Origin of the sequence: Pseudoalteromonas sp. SG41-1, assembly GCF_014164575.1 — a bacterium.
In the GTDB taxonomy this organism is placed as follows: domain Bacteria; phylum Pseudomonadota; class Gammaproteobacteria; order Enterobacterales; family Alteromonadaceae; genus Pseudoalteromonas; species Pseudoalteromonas rhizosphaerae.
Genome location: NZ_JACJFL010000047.1, coordinates 12446 through 36337, shown reverse-complemented (window position 1 = coordinate 36337; position 23892 = coordinate 12446). Strand labels below are relative to the sequence as shown.

At 32.6% G+C, this 23892-nt stretch carries 21 protein-coding genes; 13 read left to right on the top strand and 8 right to left on the bottom strand.

The window, feature by feature from the left end; translation table 11 throughout:
- The first annotated feature begins 207 nt into the window (after positions 1-207).
- From H5203_RS18925 to H5203_RS18910, 4 genes are all read left to right on the top strand, one after another.
- Positions 208-933, top strand: a complete 726-nt coding sequence (locus tag H5203_RS18925; RefSeq protein WP_182820130.1) for a hypothetical protein — start codon at positions 208-210, stop codon at positions 931-933.
- On the top strand, positions 930-1334 hold the full coding sequence (locus H5203_RS18920) for a hypothetical protein (RefSeq protein WP_182820129.1): 405 nt from the start codon (positions 930-932) through the stop codon (positions 1332-1334). The genes H5203_RS18925 and H5203_RS18920 overlap by 4 nt, the downstream gene beginning before the upstream one ends.
- Positions 1335-1445: 111 nt before the next feature.
- Positions 1446-3146 (top strand): site-specific DNA-methyltransferase, encoded by a 1701-nt coding sequence (locus tag H5203_RS18915; RefSeq protein WP_182820128.1) that lies wholly within the window; start codon positions 1446-1448, stop codon positions 3144-3146.
- A gap of 2 nt (positions 3147-3148) precedes the next feature.
- Positions 3149-5767 carry a DEAD/DEAH box helicase family protein gene (locus tag H5203_RS18910; RefSeq protein WP_182820127.1) on the top strand — a complete coding sequence of 873 codons (2619 nt, stop codon included), beginning with the start codon at positions 3149-3151 and terminating at the stop codon, positions 5765-5767.
- An 8-nt stretch (positions 5768-5775) separates the two neighbouring features.
- Here H5203_RS18910 and H5203_RS18905 read toward each other — a convergent pair whose 3' ends face one another.
- The 3 genes from H5203_RS18905 to H5203_RS18895 form a co-directional block, all read right to left on the bottom strand.
- A complete protein-coding gene (locus H5203_RS18905) occupies positions 5776-6051 on the bottom strand; it encodes a hypothetical protein (protein WP_182820126.1) in 276 nt (91 codons plus the stop codon).
- A gap of 88 nt (positions 6052-6139) precedes the next feature.
- Entirely contained in the window at positions 6140-6481 is a 342-nt protein-coding gene (locus H5203_RS18900; protein ID WP_182820125.1) for a hypothetical protein, read from the bottom strand.
- Positions 6482-6520: 39 nt separating this feature from the next.
- Positions 6521-9532 carry an ATP-binding protein gene (locus tag H5203_RS18895; RefSeq protein ID WP_182820124.1) on the bottom strand — a complete coding sequence of 1004 codons (3012 nt, stop codon included), beginning with the start codon at positions 9530-9532 and terminating at the stop codon, positions 6521-6523.
- A gap of 157 nt (positions 9533-9689) precedes the next feature.
- Here H5203_RS18895 and H5203_RS18890 point away from each other — a divergent pair, with 157 nt between their 5' ends.
- The gene (locus H5203_RS18890) at positions 9690-10574 is read left to right on the top strand and encodes a hypothetical protein (RefSeq protein WP_182820123.1); all 885 of its coding nucleotides are present in this window, start codon (positions 9690-9692) and stop codon (positions 10572-10574) included.
- A gap of 29 nt (positions 10575-10603) precedes the next feature.
- Here H5203_RS18890 and H5203_RS18885 read toward each other — a convergent pair whose 3' ends face one another.
- Both H5203_RS18885 and H5203_RS18880 read right to left on the bottom strand, forming a co-directional pair.
- On the bottom strand, positions 10604-10882 hold the full coding sequence (locus H5203_RS18885; RefSeq protein WP_182820122.1) for a hypothetical protein: 279 nt from the start codon (positions 10880-10882) through the stop codon (positions 10604-10606).
- Between the two features lie 52 nt (positions 10883-10934).
- Positions 10935-11198 (bottom strand): hypothetical protein, encoded by a 264-nt coding sequence (locus tag H5203_RS18880; RefSeq protein ID WP_182820121.1) that lies wholly within the window; start codon positions 11196-11198, stop codon positions 10935-10937.
- Between the two features lie 172 nt (positions 11199-11370).
- Here H5203_RS18880 and H5203_RS18875 point away from each other — a divergent pair, with 172 nt between their 5' ends.
- The 8 genes from H5203_RS18875 (at position 11371) to H5203_RS18840 (ending at position 19004) form a co-directional block, all read left to right on the top strand.
- Positions 11371-13614 (top strand): type II secretion system protein, encoded by a 2244-nt coding sequence (locus tag H5203_RS18875; protein WP_182820120.1) that lies wholly within the window; start codon positions 11371-11373, stop codon positions 13612-13614.
- A gap of 188 nt (positions 13615-13802) precedes the next feature.
- On the top strand, positions 13803-14348 hold the full coding sequence (locus tag H5203_RS18870; protein ID WP_182820119.1) for a hypothetical protein: 546 nt from the start codon (positions 13803-13805) through the stop codon (positions 14346-14348).
- A gap of 168 nt (positions 14349-14516) precedes the next feature.
- Positions 14517-15572, top strand: coding sequence for a hypothetical protein (locus H5203_RS18865; protein ID WP_182820118.1), 1056 nt, complete (start codon positions 14517-14519; stop codon positions 15570-15572).
- Complete coding sequence (locus tag H5203_RS18860) at positions 15569-16639, top strand: GIY-YIG nuclease family protein (RefSeq protein ID WP_182820117.1); 1071 nt, start codon at positions 15569-15571, stop codon at positions 16637-16639. Before H5203_RS18865 ends, H5203_RS18860 begins: the two co-directional genes overlap by 4 nt.
- Complete coding sequence (locus H5203_RS18855) at positions 16639-16989, top strand: hypothetical protein (RefSeq protein ID WP_182820116.1); 351 nt, start codon at positions 16639-16641, stop codon at positions 16987-16989. Before H5203_RS18860 ends, H5203_RS18855 begins: the two co-directional genes overlap by 1 nt.
- 230 nt (positions 16990-17219) lie before the next feature.
- On the top strand, positions 17220-17708 hold the full coding sequence (locus tag H5203_RS18850; protein WP_182820115.1) for a hypothetical protein: 489 nt from the start codon (positions 17220-17222) through the stop codon (positions 17706-17708).
- 208 nt (positions 17709-17916) lie between these two features.
- On the top strand, positions 17917-18468 hold the full coding sequence (locus H5203_RS18845) for a hypothetical protein (protein WP_182820114.1): 552 nt from the start codon (positions 17917-17919) through the stop codon (positions 18466-18468).
- An 11-nt stretch (positions 18469-18479) separates the two neighbouring features.
- A complete protein-coding gene (locus H5203_RS18840) occupies positions 18480-19004 on the top strand; it encodes a hypothetical protein (protein ID WP_182820113.1) in 525 nt (174 codons plus the stop codon).
- A gap of 38 nt (positions 19005-19042) precedes the next feature.
- On the opposite strand, the gene H5203_RS18835 is transcribed toward H5203_RS18840, so the two are convergent.
- The 3 genes from H5203_RS18835 to H5203_RS18825 form a co-directional block, all read right to left on the bottom strand.
- Positions 19043-20926, bottom strand: a complete 1884-nt coding sequence (locus H5203_RS18835; RefSeq protein ID WP_182820112.1) for a S8 family serine peptidase — start codon at positions 20924-20926, stop codon at positions 19043-19045.
- Positions 20927-20950: 24 nt separating this feature from the next.
- Positions 20951-22804, bottom strand: coding sequence for a hypothetical protein (locus H5203_RS18830; protein WP_182820111.1), 1854 nt, complete (start codon positions 22802-22804; stop codon positions 20951-20953).
- 351 nt (positions 22805-23155) lie between these two features.
- Entirely contained in the window at positions 23156-23890 is a 735-nt protein-coding gene (locus H5203_RS18825; protein ID WP_182820110.1) for a hypothetical protein, read from the bottom strand.
- Positions 23891-23892 lie beyond the last annotated feature (2 nt).

The window sequence follows — 23892 nt, the reverse complement described above, 5'->3', positions numbered from 1 at the left end:
CTGGCTAAATACCATTTAAAACATTTAAAATATTATTTTTTATTATTAAATAAAAACATGATGGAAATCATCAGCTTATTTTATAAATCATTATTTTAGCTATATTATTTGTTATATTTATATTGACAAATAAAACATTATCTTTTATTATGATCAAGCTTTTTAAAAACAACAAAGGTATATCATGAATAAATAGGAGATAATATTATGCGAGAAAGAAGCAATAAACTTAATGAATTGGCTAATGATTATGAAACTATCATTAACGGTTTGTTAGAAAAGTTAAACAACATTGAAGACGAAATCATTGAGACTGGTTTTACTTCTCAACACAAAGAAAAAATAGACTACATTAAAGACAAAACAAACAATGTCATAGCATTGTTAACCGACAATGACAAAACCCCTATTACCGATCTGTTAGATAAGTTTAATGCGTTGAAATATCGCTGCGAACAAGTAGAAGCAAAAGGTAATAATGTACTTCTTCAAAAAATAACTATTCATAACAACAGTAAAAACAGAAAAGTAGGCGTTGAGATATGTACCCTTCTTGCTGATAGCGTGTTGTCTTCCAAAGAAAAAATACTTGGTGATTTTTCAGCCGTAGTCGGTGAAGAAGTCTTTGAAGACTTTGACTTCGACAATATTAGAAACAACGTTAAACGCTCTCTAAATGCTATTCAAAATGAAATGAAGCGTCAGGGTAAGGGTGATATTGATATCTATATGTGTTTTCATGACTTCCAAAATATCAATTTGGACGGTGATTTAACCTATTCCGATACCACTATCATTTTTTCTATTGGTGAAAATGCTTATTACTGTATATCGGACGGTGAAGAAACCTACATTGAGCGACTTGAAGAGTATCAATCAAAATCGGGGCTTTCCTTCGTTGAAGAAGTTAAAAGTGTAAGGGGTTTAGTATGAATGACAATAAAGTTGTAGAAAAAATAGAGAGTAATAGAAAAGAGATTGAGCTTATCTTTAAGTTATTCAAACGTATTAACAAAGAAGATATAGATCAGTTATCAGGAAAATATTTTTACGATATAGATTTAGACCTTGATAATAAAAAGGTAGAAATAACACGTTATGATACCTTTCTTAAAGGCAATGAGCATATGAGTGGTTATGTTATTAGCAAGTTAGGGTTGGAAACTAAGTTTCAGTATATCGGTAGTGATAAATTTGACTTGGTTGAACGTTGCGACAAGCTTGATTGTTTCTTATTCCCTTTCGAGAATGAAACAACCGTTACCATTTTATTCGACCAGATTTTTGACTTCTTCGAGCCTGAATTAGTTAAAGGGAAGATTGAAGCGTTTTAGATATAACGCTTCTTTTCGCTTAAACCCCATGTATTGCGGCAACTTGCGTATCATTTTCAAGCCAAAAACGCTATTATCTCTCTCTAATGTAGATAATCATAAGAAGAGTATATGCAATCAACAATCATTGACATATTAACCAGTGTGTTAGAAAAGGACGAAAGGCTTGTTATTGATGGAAAACTGGCTAAAAATAAGACAGTTGAATTAGCCCTCAACCTTGATTTTTTCTTTCTTAAACTATTACTTTCCAGCCCTGAACTTAAAGAACACTTTTTTGAAGATGTAGAAGGCTTACTTGTCTTTGACAAAGTTGCTTTTCAGCGATTTGTTAACAATAAATCATTTCTTCCTGATAGCTATACAGAGTTTAAGAACAGCATAGGTTTAACGACAAACAATCATTACCTTATGGAAGGCAATGATGTTGTACTTTCTTGGCCTTATAAAGATTGTGTGCTTGAAGGCGGTCAAACGAAAGAAGATCAAAAAAGACAAGAGATATTTTGGAATGAAATACTCGCGCCAGAGCAAGTTGATACGCTTTTATCTCCAAAGGTTTTATCTAACTTTGTTAAATATGATAGTCAGGGAAAAAGTGAAGATTTTGAGTTATCGAAGAATGATAACTTTATTATAAAAGGCAACAACCTTCTTGTTCTTGAAAGCTTACTACCTGTTTATCGTGGTAGTGTTGACTTAATCTATATTGATCCGCCATTTAATACCGAACACGATAGCTTTCTGTATAACGACAAGTTTAACCGCTCTACGTGGTTAACATTTATGAAAAATAGGCTTGAAACCGCTTATGAATTACTAAGTGATACAGGAACAATATACGTCCATATAGACCACAATGAAGGTCATTATCTTAAAGTAATGATGGATGAAATATTCGGAAAACATAATTTCCGAAATGAAATCATATGGCGTTATAGCGGTTGGAATAAAAAGTTAAAAAATGGCTTTGAAAGAAGACACGATACCATTTTCATGTATGGAAAAAGCGAAACACAATACTTTGAAAGCTATTTTGAAAAATGGGCTTCCAAAGAAGAGTATGTGAAGAAAAGAAAACAGAAATTGTTAGTTGATGATGACGGTAGAGAATATGTGTTGTCGGACGCTGGCGGTGGTAAAAGAGCTAAAATGTTTATTGAAGACGTTTTAGAGAAAGGTGTTGTTGTTGATGATGTATGGCATCTTGATAAATTAAATAATTCAGCCAAAGAAAGTGTTGATTTTACATCACAAAAGCGTGAAGTACTGTTAGAACGTATAATTAAAGCTTCTTGCCCCGAAGGTGGTTTAGTTCTTGATTACCACTTAGGTAGCGGCACAACTGCTGCCGTGGCTCATAAATTAAACAGACGATATATTGGTGTAGAACAAATGGACTACATCAATACGATAACTGTTCCACGCCTTATCAATGTTATTGAAGGTGATAAAGAAGGTATTTCAAAAGAAGTAAATTGGCAAGGTGGTGGTTCTTTCGTTTACTGTGAGTTGGTTGATCTCGCTGCTTCATACTCAAATATGATTGAGAGAGCAAAAAATACAGATGACATTAAATCTATATTGGTTGATTTAAGAGAAAGTCAACTTCTCGATTACAGGGTTAACCCTGATTTGATTGATAGTATTATTGATAAACTTGACGCGCTAACATTGGAAGAACAAAAGAGATTACTTATTGATTTTCTCGATAAAAATCAAATGTATGTAAATCTTACTGATATAGAAGACGAAACTCATGATATTTCCGATAAAACAAAGAAATTCAACAATCAGTTTTATGGGGTTTAATTATGGTAATGCTTCATGAAAAACTAACCACTTATAAAGAAATGACAAGTGAAGACGCTTTTTCTTCATTAGTCGGAAAACATATTACTGATAACTTAAACCCTAAGTTTGAAATACGCCCTTATCAGTATGAAGCATTTGGTCGTTTTGAGTTTCATTATAATAAACACGTTAAATCTAACCCCGATGAACAATTAAATGTGCTGTATCACATGGCAACAGGATCAGGTAAAACCCTGATAATGGCTGGTGAAATACTTACTTTATACAGGCGTGGTTATAGAAACTTTTTATTTTTTGTAAACAGTACAAACATTATCAGGAAGACAAAAGAAAACTTTATCAACAAGTCTTCTTCAAAGTATCTTTTCAATGATGAAATCATTATTGATAACGAGAAGGTATTTATAAAAGAGGTAGACAACTTCGCTACTGCTAACCCTGATAATATAAATATTGTTTTTACTACCATTCAAAACTTACACATGGTTATGAGTGCGCCAAGAGAAAACTCATTAACTATAGAAGATTTTAAAGATAATAAAGTGGTCTTAATATCAGATGAAGCCCATCATATAAACGTTGAGACAAAGAAAAAAGTTTCTAACGAAGAACTTTTGATTTACAACAGTTGGGAAAGCACTGTTAAACGTATATATAATGCTTGTAGTGAAAATATAATGCTTGAATTCACTGCTACGGCTGAATTAACTGATCCTGCGATTGCTGAGAAATATAAAGATATTGTTATTTTTGATTACCCTCTTAAAGAATTCAGGATCGATGGCTATTCAAAAGAAGTTAAGGTCGTACAAGTAGATAGTGAGCCACTTAATAGAGCATTACAGGCGGTTATAGTAAGTCAATATCGAAGAAAGATATTTGAGAAAAATAAGATACTGATTAAGCCCGTTGTTCTCTTTAAAGAAAAAACAATTAAAGGTAGTAAGGAACACCATCAAGCGTTTTTAGAAATGATAAACAATTTAACGGCTAACGTTTTAGAAGAGTTTAGCCGTGGTGTCGATCAAGACGGTATTGTTTATAAAGCATTTCAGTATTTCGAAAACCATAACATCAGCCTTGAAAGTCTTGCCCTTGAACTTCAAGGTGATTTTGGTGAAGAAAATACGTTAGAAGTTAACAGTAAAGAAAGTGTCGAGTTTCAACAAATACTTTTAAATAGTCTTGAAGATAAAGACAATGAAATCAGGGCTATTTTTGCGGTTGATAAACTTAATGAAGGTTGGGATGTTCTAAACCTGTTTGATATTGTCCGTCTTTACGATGTTAGATCACCAAAAGAAACGATTAAGGAAGCACAGTTAATAGGTCGTGGTGCTCGATACTGTCCTTTTAGAGTGAATGACGAACAACCTCTTTACCAAAGAAAGTACGATATTCTTGATAATACGCAAGAAGCCCATGAGTTAAAGGTTTGTGAAGAGTTGTATTACTATTCAGCACATAACCCTAAATACATACAGGAACTAAACAAGACATTACGAGAGATAGGTATTACTCCACACGTAAGTATAGAGATACCATTAAAGCTTAAAGAAACCTTTAAAGAAACTGAGTTTTATCAATCGGGTTTTGTTTATACAAATAAACGCCTTGCTTATGATAGATCTGATGTTGAAGGTATTGATAATTCATTAATTAATACAACATATTCATATTCAGTAAAAACAAACACTTCAAGTGAACTTAATGTGTTTGACACTACGCAAAGCAAGAAGTTGGAAGTTAAAAATAAGACTTATTATATTAAAGATTTTGGCTCTCATGTTATAAGAAAAGCCTTATCAATGGTTAAGTCATTAAGCTTTAATAACCTTCTCTATTACTTTCCAAATCTCTCTTCAATAAATGAGTTTATCAATTCAGATGCTTATTTAGGACGTATGAGTATAAAGATTAGTGCGAAAGAAGATATTATTAATAATTTGCCACAAATTGAAAAACTTAATGCCGTGAAGTCGTTGCTCTTAGAGCTAAGTAATAAACTTGATAAAGAACGTGTGGACTTCATAGGTTCGACTGAGTTTAGTCAAGAGTTTGTTAAGACGGTATTTAAAGACAAGATACTTAATATCGTTAATGACGGTGATACTAATCAGGAGTTTGGTATAGCTCAATCGTCTACATTTAATCGTGAATTAGTGTTAGATCTTTCAAATAAAGACTGGTTTGCTTTTAATGATAACTATGGTACTTCCGAAGAAAAGTACTTAGTTAAGTATATTGACGAAATGATTAGTGATTTGAAAAATAAATACGATGAAGTCTATTTATTGAGAAATGAAAGACATTTGCGTATTTATTCTTTTGATGATGGTAGACCATTTGAACCTGATTTTGTTTTATTTTTAAATAAGAAAAGTGAAAGTGTAAATTTCACCTATCAAATATTTATAGAACCAAAAGGCGAGCACCTTATTGAAAAAGATAGGTGGAAGGAACAATTTTTGGTTGAGTTAAAAGTAAGACATAGAATAAGGCAAGTATGGCAAGGTAAGCACTTTATTGTTTGGGGTATGCCTTTCTTTAATCAAAAGCTATCGAAAAAAATCTTTGAACCAGCGTTTAATGAAGTATTGAATGAGAAGCCACATTAAGTGGCTTTTCATATATAACGCTTCTCTTTTTCGTTGGCTTCTATCACCTCTCCACACGCCTTTTGATAACCCTGATACATTTCCTTTGGTATCTTTTGTTCGTTGTCATAGAGCTTGCTACAAAGCTTCTCAATGTTCTCTTCCTGTATAGCCTTCCAGTCTATACCTTCTAAGCCTTCAATGGCGTTATCAAGGAATTGCTTGAATTGCTTAAACTTGTCCTCTTCATTGGCAAGTGTATTGAAGCTTAATGAAAGCAATACGAAAGCGATTAGTGTTTTCATAGTGATACCTCCTATCAATACATCATGAACAAATCAACGCTTTAGTCAAATGATAGAAATAGAAAATTAAAATACTAAAATTACGGTTTTAGTTTTTTTTATTTCTTATTTCTTTATTGCTCTCCCTCCACAAATTTCTATTTGCCTTCGCATCACCATCGTGTAAATAAACATTTCTTTTTCGATATTTAAACTCTTTTGGAACAATCAAATTACCACTATTTAAAAAAAATTCTAATGTATCTCTTGCCATAGCCATAATTTTATTTTTACTTATTCCAAACTCTTTCATTACTATACTTTTATTTCCATTCATATCTATACCATTTATCTTTGATAACTTATATAGAAGTTTATAATTATTCTCACTACCTGTCAGTTTAACACCCTTCCTTTCTAGATAATTGAAAAGCTCTTGTCTTTCTTTCATTTCACGTTTCCTCTTTATTTTGTGTAATAATCTTTATTCTTAAGCAATTATCAAATCTTTATTATATTTCTTTTTAAGCTTCTCAAATAAATATTCAATTGGCTCTATGATATCTTTACCGTGTTTACTGTTTTGTAATTGCTCTATCTTGTCTACAACTGAGCCACTTGGAATACTTTCAGCAAGTATCTTTAATGCTTTCTCACCTCCAAAGGCTTCTTCACACAAAGTCCTGATTGTTTCGTCCTCTGCAGTTGAAGAGAATGCCCATCGTTCCATAGGTGAAAGTGTATTAAACAAGTGCTGTATAAAATCGCCTTTCTTGGTTGTGAACTTGGCTATGAAAGGTACACCTTCACTTGTCGCACCATTTAGATCAGTTCTTACTATGTCTTCAACGGTTTTAGGTAGGTCAAACTTACTACATATTTTTTCGTAGTTATCACCGCCTGACATGATAAATTTGCTATTACACATATCTAAAAGCTTGTCATCAAAGTCTTCTACAAGCTGAGAGATAAGACATATAGACGTTTTCCATTTCCTACCTTCACGCACAAGTTGTATTACTGAGCGTTTAAAGTTGTCTAAGCCTGACGTTCTGTGTAATTCGTCAACAACAAAACGTTTTGGTGTTGCCTGACATTCTTTAACAAGTCTTATTAAGTAGTTTTTATATTGAGAAGGCGCACCACATTTCAATGTATCTTCACGTAGTGTAAATTTCTTGGTAGTGATATATCGAGCAAGCATATAGAACATACCTGATTGCTCTTTTGCTTGTGCATCACCTTCTGGCGCAACGTCATTTAGATCGAGTGATATAACCCTTGCTTCTTCAAAATCGAGCAATGTAGGCTCGTTTATCATAGGGTAGCGTTTTATATTCTCGTTAATATTTCGAATGAAGTATTCAATGTAATTTTCACCACTATCAAACTTCGGTTTTGAATAGGTGGAATTAAGGCTACTGTTGCTATAAACAATTTTTACTAAGTCATCTAACTTTGGAACGGCATAACGCTGTGCTCGTTTTGCCATTTTGTAATTTCCTATGGCAAAAAACTTGTCAACGATCCACCACCAAGAGCGGTCTTTTGGTTTAAACGCATTCTTCGTTTCTTGTAGCTTCGCAATCTCCCTATCAATTAATTCGTCTTTATATTCTTCATAGACTTTTGGTTGGTTTTGGTCTTTAAATTTTTTGTAAGCATCGTCAACAACATTGGCAACCATTTTAGATATTGTGCTTTTTTCTTGATCTGTACCAAATGGCACAACCAAATGACTGATAAAAGCGACTATGAATTGCTTTTCAAGGTTGTTTGGCTTCCTACACCCTAACTGTGTATCAAAGACATTTATTGCATCTTCTACACTGTTAGAGAGCATATGGTAAACCGCTTCACCATGACGCTCTTTCGGCAACAAGCTATGTAGTAATCTAATCAGTCCAGATGAAGATTTTCCTATATCAATGATACCGATAAGCGGTAATTTCCCCCTTGCTAACTTACTTGTTTTTGGTTGTAGGCAAAAAGAAAAATTACTGTAATTAGACCAAACAGATTTACCAGAACCAGGCTTTGCGAAGATAACTTCACCCCATGACGATTGCTTACTACTTGCTACCTCATAAGGCATTATCTTTCCGTCAAGCGACCTGTTGATAATACAACCTTGATCCCAAATATTTGCTTGTCGGGTTAAAGGTAGGTTGAATAGAACATTATCTAATGTATCTAAGAAATTATTACCTGATATGCTAGGTGTGAATGCTGGTATGCTATTGAATAAACCTTCATACGGATCGTCATTGGTAAACCTAACGGTTTGAGAACCCCATGACTGTATTAATTTAGAAAGTTTCTGTTTGTTCTTGTTTAGTGTCTTTAAGTCATATGCCCATGTGTTTAATGATATGCCAGTTTTAACAACTGAATGACTACCTTCATTAGCCAAACTCTCATAGCTTTCAATACTTTCTTTGATAAGGCGATTGTTGCTCATCGGAACCCATGCGAAGATTGCCGACAAGAATTTTTTAAGTCCTATGTTGTTAAGTCCACCACCGTCTATCTTGAATGAAATTTGAAAAGGCGTTTCTTTATCAATGGTTGATAATAATTCTTGAAAGCCTGTTTTATCGTCCTGTGGTGTTTCCACAAACATAGACGCAATATACTTATCTTCAAGTTTTACTGTATCACTGTTTACCTTCTCTATATCGCAAGGTATTAACTCTTTGGCTAAGGGTGAGTGAAGTAGATATGAAATATCATTTTCTGGAATAGTTAAATCAGTTTCATTATCACGCTGTACTATCTTTTTGTTAGGAAGTTTAGGTTTCCAAGTGTAATCAACCAAATCACTATTTACAGAGCTTTTGATACGGTTTCCAGCAATATCTATATCTAACTTCTCAATCGCTATTTTAGTTGCTTTAAAAGCATTCTCTAAAACACTACAGAATGAATTATGCTTGTTTTCCAGTGTTTCATAGTGAAAATCTACTGCTTGTGATTTACTGCGTGGACTTTCAGTTTTAAGATCTTCATTTATCTTTTCTTTTTCTTCTTTAATACTTTCCTGTATTAGTGTTGGTCTACTCCATACTACTAAATAACTTTCTTCATATACCGTATGACTAAGTAAGTTATTAATCTTATTTTCAAATAGAAAGTCAGCGTCCATTTGAAGGTTTTTAGCTTCATATTTAAAAGGCTTAATTAAATCTTCAAGCTTTTGTTGTGTTCTTTCAGGATCACGACTAAAAAAGAACTGTATGCTATGTCCTTTTTCTTTAAACGATGACTTTAACTTCTTGTATAAATCTTCTGCTAATTGATATTGTTTGTCGTTACTTTGTGCTAACTCTTTTATACCCTTAACTTCATAGACTGAAACAAAAGATCCATCCCTTGCTACAAATGTATATTTGTCGCTTGCTGTCTCTAAAAAACAGTAATCTTCTAAATCGTAGTTTAACTCTCTTTTTATATTGCTAAATAAAATACTTAATGCTGTTGTTATTTTTGTTGCGATACTCATTATATAAATTCTCCCTATTCATACAATAGTTGTATCATCAGTTTTATTTTAATCAATGTTTTAATCAATGTTTTATATATATTTTTTATATATTATTGACGTTTATATTTTTTGATATAACTTGAATGAAGTAGTATTTTATAAAGGGAGAACAATTATGAAAAGGTTATTGATAGCAGCTTTATTGTTAACAAATAATGCTTACGCACAAACGAATGATTTATTTAAGGACAATACTTTTGATAAAAAAGAAGTTAATGATCCAAAGAGTGAATTGAGAACACAAGAATTTGAGTTAGGTTTACAAAGTAAAATTGCCGAAGAGAAATTACGTATTCTTAGTCTTGAAAAACAAATAAAAAAAGAACAATTTATTCTTGATAATGTACCACCTGAATATATTGGTAATGAAAAAGCATATTATGACTTGGTAAAGAGAGAAAAAATGAAAACTGACTTATTACCTACTATCGGTGAAGGTAGCCAAAATAAGTTTCCAGTCGAGACATACACCATAGACCAAATAGAAATGATACCTATATTTGAAGAACGTAAAGAGCCAAAACCTAAGCCACAAATTGAAGTTATAAAAGAAGCACCAAAACCTAAAAAAACTGCTGTTGTTGCTTTGCCTAACGAACCTGTTTCACCTATTCAGGTAGACGATGATCTTTCTCAATTAGAAGCAATGTTATCACCTGAAGAGTTTGAGAGAGTTAAGCGTATGTATAAAAGGCAAAGCGCTATTAAAAACCCTAAGCCAAACAAAGCTATCAAAATTAAAGCTCAACCTGACTTTGAAATCACGGTTGATATTGACGGTGTATATATATTTGGTATAAAGAAATCAGCCGATATCACGTTAAACGTTGTTTATCAAAATGGTACAAGTGAAGAGAAAAAATTAAAGGACGTTAAAGAAGGTGAAATGGTGAGAGTATTTAAAGATAAAGTATTAATTGAAACTATCACTTTTCGTGAAGTTATATTATCAAATATGAATACAGGTGATATCTATATTGGTAGTAAAAATCTTAGATAGAAGAAAACCACATATATATGTGGTTTCTTTCATTTTGCTATTCTAAATTTGTTCTTATCTACTCTTATCAAAAAACCTGCTTCGCATAAGCGTTTAATAGATGCTGATATGTTTGGTTGTTTTTCGTATAACACGCAAGCTAAGTCCTTTTGCTTAATTTCAAACATTCTACCTGTCATATGAGCATAATTTTTATTTTCTAATAAATAACTAAAAAGTTTTAAATCACTCTTCTTCACTGGCTTTTGTTTATCAAGCAAGGTGCTGATAACCGCATACCTTGTACTTAATTTTTCCTTAACTGTCATGTTTCCTCCATCAAGTGTGCATATAAATAATATATATAATTTTTTTAATTCATCAATAGTGCAGCGTAAAATAATAATAAGCATTGATAATTGCCATTCTATAAATAAAGTTAGACAAAGTAAAAAACAGTACTTTCCTTACTAAAGAACTCATGCCGTAAAACATAGTGTGAAGGTAAGAAAAGATAAATGAAAATACCGCTAAAAGCCCTTCAGCATTGTTTATGTTTTTTGTCAAAGCAAACCAAATAACAAACACTATAACAACATAGTTAAATACTTTATCACTTTCACTCTTATCATTTAAAAAACTCATTATCTTAATTCCTATAAATTAAAGCTTGATACTTATTTCATACTCCTTAACTCATCGTAGTTATAACCCCCCTAAAGTCAAGATGAAGTTTTAAAACGACATATATATTTTATATATAATATTGAATGTTGATTTTTATATGATATTTTGATTTCATTAGGGAGATTAGAATATGAAAGGAAATTTATTTTCAAAATATCAAAAAGGGTTAACTTTGCTTGAAGCCTTAGCTGTCATAGCATTAATGGCAATTGTTATGACTTCACTATTGTCTTATTACAATGACTACATGTTTGATAAGCGTGTTTCAATGTTTGCTAAACGCCTTTCAACTATTCCATTAGCAGTATCAAAACGAATAAGTCATGATGGTAGCGACTTCGTATTATTTGATGAAAATGGCGATAGGACACCCGAAGGTGATAATGAAATTGTCTGGACTGACAATAATGAAATCAGGAAATTATTCAGGCAATTCTTAACAGGTAGAAATAACAATTGTGGTTTAGTTGCTTCTAGCTGGAATGCTATAAATGACGATGGAACAAAGGACGGGGGTAATGAGTACCCTATCGAAAAAACTGCTCTGGTAAACTGCTCTTTATTTAAAGATTTTGTACCTTTCGATTTAAACTTCCAAGCGGTATTAACCAAAGATACTCAAACTGAAAAAGTTGATAAATTTCACCTATACGCAAATTTAACAACAAGTGAGTTGTATAGTGAAGAGTTAGGTATCAGTGCTATTGGTACACTTATCAATACAATTAATGATTACTTTTCAAATGATATTTTAGGCTCACCTAATGCTTATGCTGGTGTAATGAATACGCTGGAAGATCCCTATGACGATACACAATTAAACAGTATTGAATGCTTAAATGAATTGGTGGCTGGCAATGAATGTAGCCTTATCATTTCACTGGATCTTCAAGGTTCTAATAACGGTCAATATTTAGAGATTAATGGTAATAACTCTATGTTGGCTGGTATCTCATTTAGTGAAGGTGCTAACGCTCAAAAATGTATCTGGTGGCAAAACCCTGACAAAACTGCCATTGAGTTAGGTGTGTTCAGTGAAGGCACTGACGTATCAATCTGGACGGCAAAAGAAGTCGATTGTGGTGTATCAGGTGGTAATGATAGTCCACTGGTTGAAGCGGTGTTAGATAATCAATATTCCACAAATTATATGATTACTAACCCTACAAATCTTAATCACTTATGTAAGGTGTATGAAGCTGACAGTGAAGGGCATTTAGTTGATTTACCAAGTCAAGTGAATGACGGATCGACTGACACTACTCCATGTGGTCTTTTAACAAATGGCGATATTATACAGTTAGCAACCGAACAAGCATTTATCGGACAAGCTTTTATTAAAGACGTAATAGCACAAGAAGTCTTCTCTAACGCCCTACAAATAAAACATAACCCTGCTTTTGATAATAGAGTGGAAACGGCTGATAAAGGCGTTGATGCTATTCCTGATTTACTTACTAACCCTACTGTATTGATTAATGTAATGGACGAAAATTCAGCACAACAATTTACGGTTGATAGTAATGGTTATACCCATGTGTTAGGCACGTTGGAAGTAGACGAAAACGGGCTATTTAGACAAGACGTAAGTGTTGAAGGCAACATGACGGTTGAAGGTTTTGCTTCATTTAATATGTCTAATGGTACTGACGTAATCTTTGGTACTAATGATCTTACTTTCAATCGAGCGGCTAACTTTCAAATGTTTACAGGTAATGGTCTTAACCTCGATATTTTAACACCTAATGCTGAGATTAACCTTCAAGGTGATAATGGCGTAAATATTGGTGCTTCAAATGGTGAAGTGAATATCACTTCAAATGACAATATTGAGCTAAGAACAAATGGCGATGTCATTCTTGATAACGCTTATACCACTACTCACGGTATCAACGGGCAGGTTTATGATCCTGATAGTTTAAATACATTGTCTAATAAAGAAGATTTAAGACTGATTACCAAAGCTGAGTTAGATCACTTATCTCAATTACAAGGTAAAATCTCATATCACTCTACTGTCAATATTGAAGCTGGTATCAATAGTGTTGTGGCAAAGCCTGATTGTTTAGATTTTGTGAGAAATAACCCTGATCGTTATGCTGGTACGGATGCTCTAACCAAAGCATTGAATAATGAAGGTTATAACCATTCAAGATTATTTATACAACCTGTATTCGCTAAAACATATAGTGAAGCGTTAGGTGATAATCAAGTATTAGCGGCTCATGCCGTACATAAAAATGATAGAGAGTGGGAAGTTTACATGTATCTATCAGGTGAAGGTATAACTGGTACAGGTGGTAGAGAAGATGGTATTGGATCTGCGATTGGTTTAATTGTTTGTGATTATAATGGAATAATATTTAAGAATTAAAAAAGTGGCTACAAAAATAGCCACAAAGGAAGTCCAAAAATAACATAAAAGAATAAAGATTAATATGTCACAATTAAAATTATATCATCATTTATCGAGTTGTCTACATCAAAAAGCAACTAAACATTTGACTTATAATAAAAATATATTATTTTTAAATATATAAGGGAAAGGGAGAAAAGGAAAAAATGAGCGCAATTTACAACAATATTATTAATGATAGGCGTAAAGATAATACCGTAAAAAAAAATTTAAAGAAAATTTATAACTTAGTATTTGAAGAAGGTGAAAAGTACTTAGAATTTACATTTGTACCTGCCATGTTCTTTATTGGTGTTTTGTTTGTTTATGTTCCTCTATCAATGTATGAAACCTTTATTCAAGATGATTACGAAAACAATTTAGAAGCTGAGTTGAAAGTTGTTGAAGTTAAATTGATTAATTCTGGTAGTTTTCACGATTATGCTGATAGTGGTTGGGGTTATGATAAGGAAAATAATCTGTATACTACCCCTGTTAATAATCATAAGGTTTGTCTTATTGTTAATCAAAAACTGAATGTAGCTCCTACTCATATCAATACCTGTAATAACTCAAATAGTTGTTGTGCTAGTGATAACGCTGGTAATTACTTTATGGTAGTTGATACATTGGTAGAAATAAACCCACTCAAAGTAGCGTTGGCTAAAAGGCGTTTAGATAATATTAAAAGAAATATATCTTTTAAATTATAAATCTTTAAATATATGGCGGCATATATTTTAAAAAATATAAAAACAAAGATTTATAAAAAACGCAATATATAATGAAATATATTTTAAAAATCATTGAAAAGTCTTTATAACTATTTACAACTCACAATTAAATGCTATATTTTAATATAGGAACAAAAAACATTATGAATGAAACATACTTTTTACATAGCAAAAATTAACAACCACTACTTATACGGAAATACAACAAATCTTTATAAGATTACCAAAGCGTTATTAAAAGAATATAACGATTGCGATTTTCAACACTCTTATTATATAAACTTTAATACAGGTTGCCGTGTTAAAGACGCAAGACACGCACAAACATTAGAAAAATCATTTGATACTTTCTTATCACCTATAAAAACAAACAAAGGTGTACCTGAAAGCTACAAGTCAATCATAATGGAATTGCTTAACACTTATGTAAATCATAGCCATATCAAGATTAAACAAGGCTTTAAACAATACTTTGCTGAGAATGTTAACTTCTCAAATGTAGAACAAAGAATGCTGTTTAACTTGTTTCATAGATCAACATTTTTTCAACACGTTTACGGTAAAGCACCTAACAATAGAGAGTTGTCATATAGCCGTTCGAAATACCATGTTAAGGTTAAAGGCGCTATGTTAGATACATACCATGACTATTCATTGTTTCAGTATATTTTGTCTCACAAAAGTTTAAAGGTGGACGTTGTTTTCCGTGAATTTGCTGACTACTTCAACATTACTTCACGCTCAAAAGGCTCTATTGCTAAAAAAATTGTTTTAAAGAGCATTGAAAAGCTTTCTACACAAGTGGTAGACGTAAATTACCTATGTGATATGGAAGATACTAAGTTTCAGTTATTGAGCTATCAGGTGAAGGCTGATCGTGTATGCGTTAAGTTAAACCCGATTTTCGAAAACTTAAATAACTTACGTATCAATACTCACTTAGTTGAAGAAATGTACTTAAAAGACTTGTCGCTTTACGCAAGGACGATTTACCCCGTTATCTATTCTTTTCACCAAGTAGAGAACACTATTGATAAAGACTTATTGCTTCAAAAGTTTAGCAACAAACCCACACTACAAAAACGTTTCAGTTGTGTTTTACAAGGCTTAAATGAGCTTGTAGAGAAAGGGCTTATAGTAAGTGGTAAGTATGATAGGAAAGATAGCTATATCATTTATAAACCTAAGAAGGTGGCACTGTGAAGACGTATTTATATTGTTTCAAAATGGCAAATGGTATGGTGAAAGTAGGTATTAGTACTGAGATTTACAAACGTATTAGAACCTTACAAAACATCTATTCTCAGATCTTAAATAAAGAAAGCTTTGTGATTGAATTTGATGACTTAAATACCGCTTACGAAGCAGAGCAAGCCATACATAACCTGTTAATCAATCAACGCTTACAAAAGATTGCGACTAACTGGACGTTTAGCAATGAAGGATCAACAGAGATATACCCTATTTCTTCTTATGAGAATATAAAAAACCTGTTTACTGTTTATGCGTCTTTATATGGCAAAAACATAACATCGGGCTTGTCTAAGGTTTTGGTTAAAGAAATTGGAAATGTTAAACACGGTAAAGCCCTATTACACCGTTTCTTAAATGATAATCAGGTATTCAAGCCTGTGAAAGCAAAACGCAATACAAATGAGAAAGAGCGTATTGACCTGAGTTGTAATAGTTATGATTTTAAGGTTTACACCTATCAACTTGACGCGATACAAGATCAAATGTTCCTAAACTACTTCTTATCTTTTAAACAACCTGATCTAAAACTGGACTTCAAAACCGCTATGAATGATTTAGGCTATAAGGACGTAGCAGGTTTCAAGAAGACGCTGATGAGTAAGCTTGAAAAACTAAGTCAGGTGATTTTTGTGGCGAAAGACAAGAAGTTTAACAAGCAAATCAGGTTTCGCTTATTGGACTATACCTTAAACTTTACAAAGCATTGTCAAAGACACGTTATGGCAGTAGGTGAGATACACATTACCTTTAACAGTTATGTGAAAGAGATTTTTAATAACAACCTAACATTAAGAAATTACAAAGATTTTCAAGGGTTAACTAAGCCTGTTAGCGGTATTTTACTGAATAACCTACCAAAGCGTAATCATATTGAGAATAGAGCAATATGCCTAAATGACTTTAAGGGTATTACCACCTTATCGAAAATTGAAGCGTCTTTAAAAGAACTTAAGAAAAAACAACTAATTGCGAACTGGAAAATTGAAAGAAATCATGTGAATATAGGGATGGTTTAATGGGTTATGGTAGCGTGGTGGTCGCATACACTATGAAAAAGATCAGTGAAGAGTGTGAGTTTTTAGATAGATTTGTAAAGTCGAATAAAAAGCACCTGTTGTCGCAAAGTGTTAAAATGTACGGTAATGCCATAGACGATGGCAATACTGATATAGAAGAAATTAAACACCATTACTTTTTTAATGGTTTAATTGTTTCTCAAAGAGATATTATTACGAATGGTGTATTTGATTTTAGAAAATACAAATTAAATAGTGTAGAAAACTTCTTAAAGAATGAAATTGACGAAGGTGAACACGAAAATTACAAACATAAAATAGAAAAATTTATAAATTTAAAAATATTTTAAAGTAATGAATTGACAATCATTCCATTTCCAAAAAAAATTAAAAACTATTGATTTAAAATAAACTTATTATATATTGATATTATCAATGATTATTTATGTTATTCTAATCATTGATACCTATTTTTTCTTTATAAACTATAACACCTCTTTACGGGGTGTTTTTTTTTGCTTCATCATTGACTAAGCCATTAATTATATTACCTTAATTCATATAAGGGAGATATATATTTATGTGGGAATTTTACGCTCAAGTTGTTGGCTTTGGAAGTGCTTACATTGGTTTTTTTGTACCGTTACTTATTTCAATCATTCTTTTCATTTTCGTAGATAAAAAAAGTTATTTTTCAAAAGAAAACTTAATTCTACTCGCTATAAGTGTTCCACTAACACTTTATTTCAGTTTTACAAAAGAAATCTATATTGGCGATACACTGTATCATAGTGGTCATGCTGTCTGCTTCTATGCGATAATTTACTTCTTTTTAAAATCAAAACAAAAGCATAATAGACAGATATTATTTATAAACACTTTCTTTACGCTTTATCTAGCTGATATTTATATTGTCCTACAACGTTATAACTTTGAGAACTTTTCACATACTGGTATCGGTGGTGCTGGTATTGTTGATAGTCTTATAATTACCCCATTTACTGTTATAATTTTCTCTTATTTAATGACATATTTACATCGAAATATGCTTGGAATTAAAACTATTTAAAAATAATTTAAAATATTATTTTTATCGAAAGCCATGTATATAGATGGGTGTAGCCAGATCTTAGATCTTTTTAGTGTCTAACATATATTTTATATATTGACAATATATTTTTTTATTGATATCTTAATCACCGTCAATAATGACTTAACCAATTAAAACGCAGGAGTTTTAATGAAATAAAAATTACTTTTCAAAGGGGTATTAAATTATGAAACTATATTTAAAAAAGGTGATCCATAGAGATAACAAAACAATAAAATTTGATCGTATTGAGAAATACAATACAACGTATCTACAAAATAATCTTTCAAGCTATAAGAATGAATACCATTTAAAAGCTTCATGTCTATTTTTAAACGCTGCTTATCAAAGTCGCAATGCTTTGATCTCAACTGCCGCAATATCAGCCGTATACAGCTTTATTAAAGGTGAGTTAGCAATTGTATCGAATACAAAAGCAATCATAGATAGCCTTCCAGAAGAGAGCGAATACCAAAGTATGCTGTTCCCTGTGCCTGATTGTGATATGAACAATGTAGCTAATTGCTTTAATCATATTTTTAATATACTTAAATTTTTCTATTTCAACGACAAAATAGACATATCTAAATATATTTCAGTATTAGATCCGACCTTTAAGCATTTCATTTTAGAAAACTTAAAAGAGTTTGGTTTTAGAACAGAACAGTGTGAGATCTTCCTTTACAAAGTTAATGAAGAGTTTGAAGAAGTAAAATACGTTAAAGAATTAGCGGCATAAGGGGATTTCAAATGAAATATTCTGTTTATGAAATTACCCACGCTGATACTTTATCAACGGTACTTACCAAGACAAGCGAGATATCGGCTGACACTGATTATTATAGCTTTATACTAAACAACTATCTTATGAAGCTGAGAGAGCTTATAAGATCAAATAAAGAGTATGAAGTGCTACGATATTTAGTGTTTAAGGACAATCTTAAACAACTCAATCTATTCGAGCATATAGCGTCTTGTGAGCTTGTATATGCTTTGCTTTCAAATGTGTATTCAATAGCGGCTGAAAAGCCCTTATTGATACTACCTAACGATCAAATAGAGAGTAGTAAAGACACGATTGTTATTCATGAGTGTGTTGATATGAATGGTGAACCTATGGGCGAAGTATTAAATGATAACCCTACACTCTTTGATAGCTTAATGAGAAAAGCAATAGAACAAGGTGATATAGTTTTTAAACCTAACTATCAATTTGATCCGTGTATCAAATATACAGCAAGTAATCTTTTTAAATTGGGGCTTAATCTTCATTAAAAAAGAAAGGAAGGCACTAACCTTCCTTTTTTGTTTTCTTAATTACAAAAAGCTGGCTTAGTCGTGTCTTTCTCCATTTCGAAGACCTCACCACAACTACCATTTTGACAAGCTTGATAGGCAAGTCTATCAGGGCTGTTAATCACCACTACTGGATCATTTACTGTATTAATTAGAGTGGCATTGGCTTCTGTGATACCACCTGTGCCTGAATAGGTGTAAATGTTGTATTCAATTCCATCAAAAGCAGCACCGATTGAGCCAAATTGTGATTTATACAACTCACAGACAGGTACAATGTTATTCATACCTTCAAGATAACGATTATCAGTATTACCTTCATACACATGATTAACCTTTGAACGATTAACCGTGAATAGGTTTTCAATACTTGTTAGAGCGGCATAAGCATCTGTACTCCCTGCTCCACAACCTAACTCAAAACATTCCGATACATTTCCTCTAATATCAAAATCAATACTATTAGAATTTGCTTCTAAAATGCGCTCAATTTGAATTGGTGTTAAATCAGGGTATTTCATTTTTAGACCACCAATAACTGCTGATACTAATGGTGCGGCAAATGATGTACCTGATACAATATGATAATCACTTGAAAGGTTATTAGCGTTTGTCATATCAGGTTTAAGAGCCGTTATGTTGCTACCTGCTACCGCGATATCAACCGTAGTGTTTCCATAGTTTGAAAAGTCTGATCGATCACCTTTCAAATTGTCTAATGAAGCTACGGTAATTGTACCTTTACACCCTGCAGGGCTAACACCACTGGCATTAGTATTGTCATTACCTGCCGCGACAACCACTACTACCCCCTGCTCTACCGCAAAGTCGATAGCTTCTTGATAGAACCCCGTACAACCAGCAGGGTTATAACCACCAAGACTTAGATTGATAATATCAACAGGACTGTCAAGATCAGGTACACCTACGACTTCTCCACCTGACAACCATACAATAGCGTCAATGGTATCACTATCAGGACAACCCTGATAACCACATACTTTCGCGTGAAAAACCTCTATATCTTCACTGTTTAATAAGCCTGTCATACCTAAACCATTATCAGTATGTGCCGCAATGGTTGAAGCTACAGCTGTACCATGTCCGTTAACATAGATAGTTCCTGTATCGGGATCAACGTTATTGTCGATATAGTCAGCTTTACGTTCTACGTCTACTAAGCCATTTTCAAAAACATCACTGGTTAAGAAGCTATAACCACCGTTATCACTCAAATCTTCGTGATTAGAACTACCGCTATCAGCAATACCGATACGCAATTTTCTACCTAAATTGTTTTCAATATTTTGCTTAAAGGCTTCAAAATTACCATTAGCTGCGTTTTCTTCCTGTGAACCGAAGTAGTTTTGAGTCGAATACAGAGGATCGTTGTAGTAATTCCCATCCCAAGTCGCACCATTCGCACTCATAGTAAAAGACTTTTTTACCTTTACTGCTCCATTCAAAGCGGCTTTACTAATCTCGTAATGTGCGCTTAACTCTTCCATTGTTTCATCAAGGCTTTTTTGAGTAGTAATTTCAAGCAAGTCATTACCTAAGCTCATTGTACGTAAATGTTTAACCTTAACACCTAAATCTTCATTCAAGCGCTCTAAGAACTGAGAAGACCACATTTCGTTATAGTATCTATGACGTTTATACTCTTCACGCTTAAACATTTCCCAATTTGTTTCTTCACCTGTTAATTCTTTCTCATATTCAGGAATACGTTTTAACTGTTTATGGTGAGTTGGGTTAGTAAATTTCACGATAACTTGAAACACTAAACCGTGTTCTTTTTTCTCCATAATAATGTCTCTCGCATCAAAGTCTGTCGTAGTTTGAGCGATAGCAGTAAGGGTGATCATTGCGGTAAATATAGCGATAATTAACTTTTTCATTTCTATTACTCCAAGAGAATTTTGTTATTCAACAATATGTGTATGGTTAGTCTTTGTGGTTATGGCTCTTAACAGTCGGTATTCTTCACTGTATTGCCACTTATCACTGTTGAACTCGCCATAGGTGGTATTGCCGATAAACTTACTTGAATGGATCTCGTATTCATCAAGCCACACAAAATCACTGGTAAACTGGACTTCAAATAGGTTTTCGTCTAATGCTGCTAACTCATTAATTAACGGTGTTATGCTTCTACCTGAATTAGACATTTCAGGCATAAACTGATTGTTAAAAATGGCAATATAAGCATTTAAGTGTTCTGGATTTTCATTAAAAACATTATTATCAATGTCGCTTTGAAGCGTATATAAATATGTTTCAATTAACCCGTAAGCACTGCGATTATCAGCATAAATTTTGTTGTCAAAGGCTTCTTTTTCCGTTGCGGTAATCTTGCTTACATTGAAAAGGTAATCAGTGTAGAAATAACCAAGAGCATTAAATTCTCGTGTTTGAGTTAATGAGTTTTCATACTTCTGTTTTACTTTTAAAGCGGCTTGGTTTGCTTCTGTGTTGGGATCAGAGACAATCAATATTTCGAAGTTAACTGTGATAGGTTGATTACCGTCTAAGAACAGTAGAGCATAACCATAACTTTCACCAAATGAAGCATTGTCATTAGTTTCTATAACGAATTGTCCGTCTTCGTGTGATACAAACACTTCATTAGTATCGCCATACCAGTATTCAATACGCTCGAATATCACCCCTTCTGGCTTATCGTCTTCAATGGAATATGGAAGTACTTTGGTTTCATTTTTTGAAATTCTAAAAAACGGTTTTTCATAGTCCATAATGATTTCAGCACGATCAGCGTTATCTTCTACAAAAGCGCCACCGACATATGCTGTATTACTGTCAAACTTACCGTCATTGACTTTGATATTGAAAGAAATAAAACCATCTCGGTTAATATCGCCTGTTTTTAGTTTTAACCAGCGGTTAGCACAATCAATCTCATACTGAAAATTTTCAGGTAAGTTAGTAGCTTCATCAAGCTCTAACGAGCACCAAAAGTCTTCATTACCGTCTTCGTCAGTAATATTAAACACTCGATATACTTCTTCATTCGCATAGATATCTGCGAAAGTATCACCGGTAAAAGTTAATACAGGTGCGTGATTGTTTTCGTCTTCTTGATCTTCTGTAATTACATTAACAGTAAATACATAGTCTTCACTTCGATTGCCAAAACTATCTTCCATAGAGAAAGACACTCTGTTTTCACCTTCAGTTAGTCCTTTTACATCGAAATACCCGTTATATGGCTTTACTTCGATACCTGCCGTATTGTTATATTCAAGTGTTTCAAATAAGACTTCATCACCGTCAGGATCGATAATTGAGTAAGTAATAAACCCAAGGTCTTGCCCTACCATTACTTCAAAGCTATTAACGTCCATAGTAATTACGGGTGCTGAATTATCACCGACTATTACTGTGTCATTAACTTTGACTTGTACTGTTCTGCGCGTACTTGTTTTGCCATCACTGGCAACAACGGTAATGCTCGTTTGTTGATTGGCTGATACTTCACCTGCTGTAATGGTTAAAGTATTGCCTGATACATTGGTACTTAGGTAATTAAAGCTTTCTTCAATGGTAATGCTTACGTTATCACCGTCTGTATCGCTGTATGACAAACTCACTTCCCTACTTGTGTTCTCGTCCATTTCTAAGCTATTTGGATTAACAGTCAGCGTAGGTGCGTTATTAGTAGGTTGCGTTGGTGTTGTAGGTGTATTACTGCTGCTATCGCCACCACCTCCACATGCGGTTAGTAATAATATAAATGAAAAAACAAATATATTTTTCATTGTTTAACACTCCATATAAGTTAATAAATTAAATATTTATATTTTTTAATACTTCAACATCATCATGGATTATTATTTTCAATTCATCAACTTGTTATTTTAATGTTTTTATAACCTTTAGATGTAAAAATATTCATTTACAGTTTGATGGTTATAAAAAATAGATTATTAAATAATGATCTTTTTAAATGATAGTGTAAAAAGCAGCATTGATGGATTGATTAAATTAAAAAAGTGGTAAAATAGAAATATGTTTTAAAATTTAATTTTCATAATATAAGCGCTTGGCTATGCCGTTTAATGCGCTATTCCTCCCCCTTAATGTTTGATTGGTTATCTTTAAGGGGTTTTTTAAATAAAATTTATTAATTCTTTATCTATTTTTTGCTTAATTATGAAAGGACTGGTATCTAATATCTTGCTTAACAGTATGATGAATGGTGAATAGGTCTTGTAAAATGATTTACGTAGATCGTGGGTATGAATATCTTCTTCAAAAAACTCAAATAATTTACATTCGACTATTTGATTGATTGTATCAATGCTAAACCTGTCTTTTATCTCTTTTGATAACTCGACTTCTGTAAATGCTAACAACACTTTGGCATAATCTACAACACACTTACTAAACCCTTGACCAATATCAGTCATAGCTTCCATTACAGGCGTATACCCCTTATTATTCTGGATGTTTAATAAATCGATGTACTCTGGAAAACAGGTAAGAAAAACATACACTTCTTCTAAGTGCTTAAACTTACAAATATTATGTATTAGTGTATTACCGTCTTGATCGACTTCCTTTAAGTCAAATCTTACATACTGATTAGCAAAGGCTAAAAAAGTCTCACCATTTTTAAGTCTAAACATTTGTTCTTTTATTAAATCAGGCACTATATCTATTAACTTATCAACAATTGAGAATACTACGGGACTTTTGGTATCTTTATAATAATTACATAGTCTAGGGAATGGTGAATAAAGGCAATGCTTGTTTGACAATACAATAAACAATTCAATAGCAGCTTCGGTGTCATCGAAGTCCAAAGCCTTATTGAATAACTCTAAAACATTATAATTTGTCATAT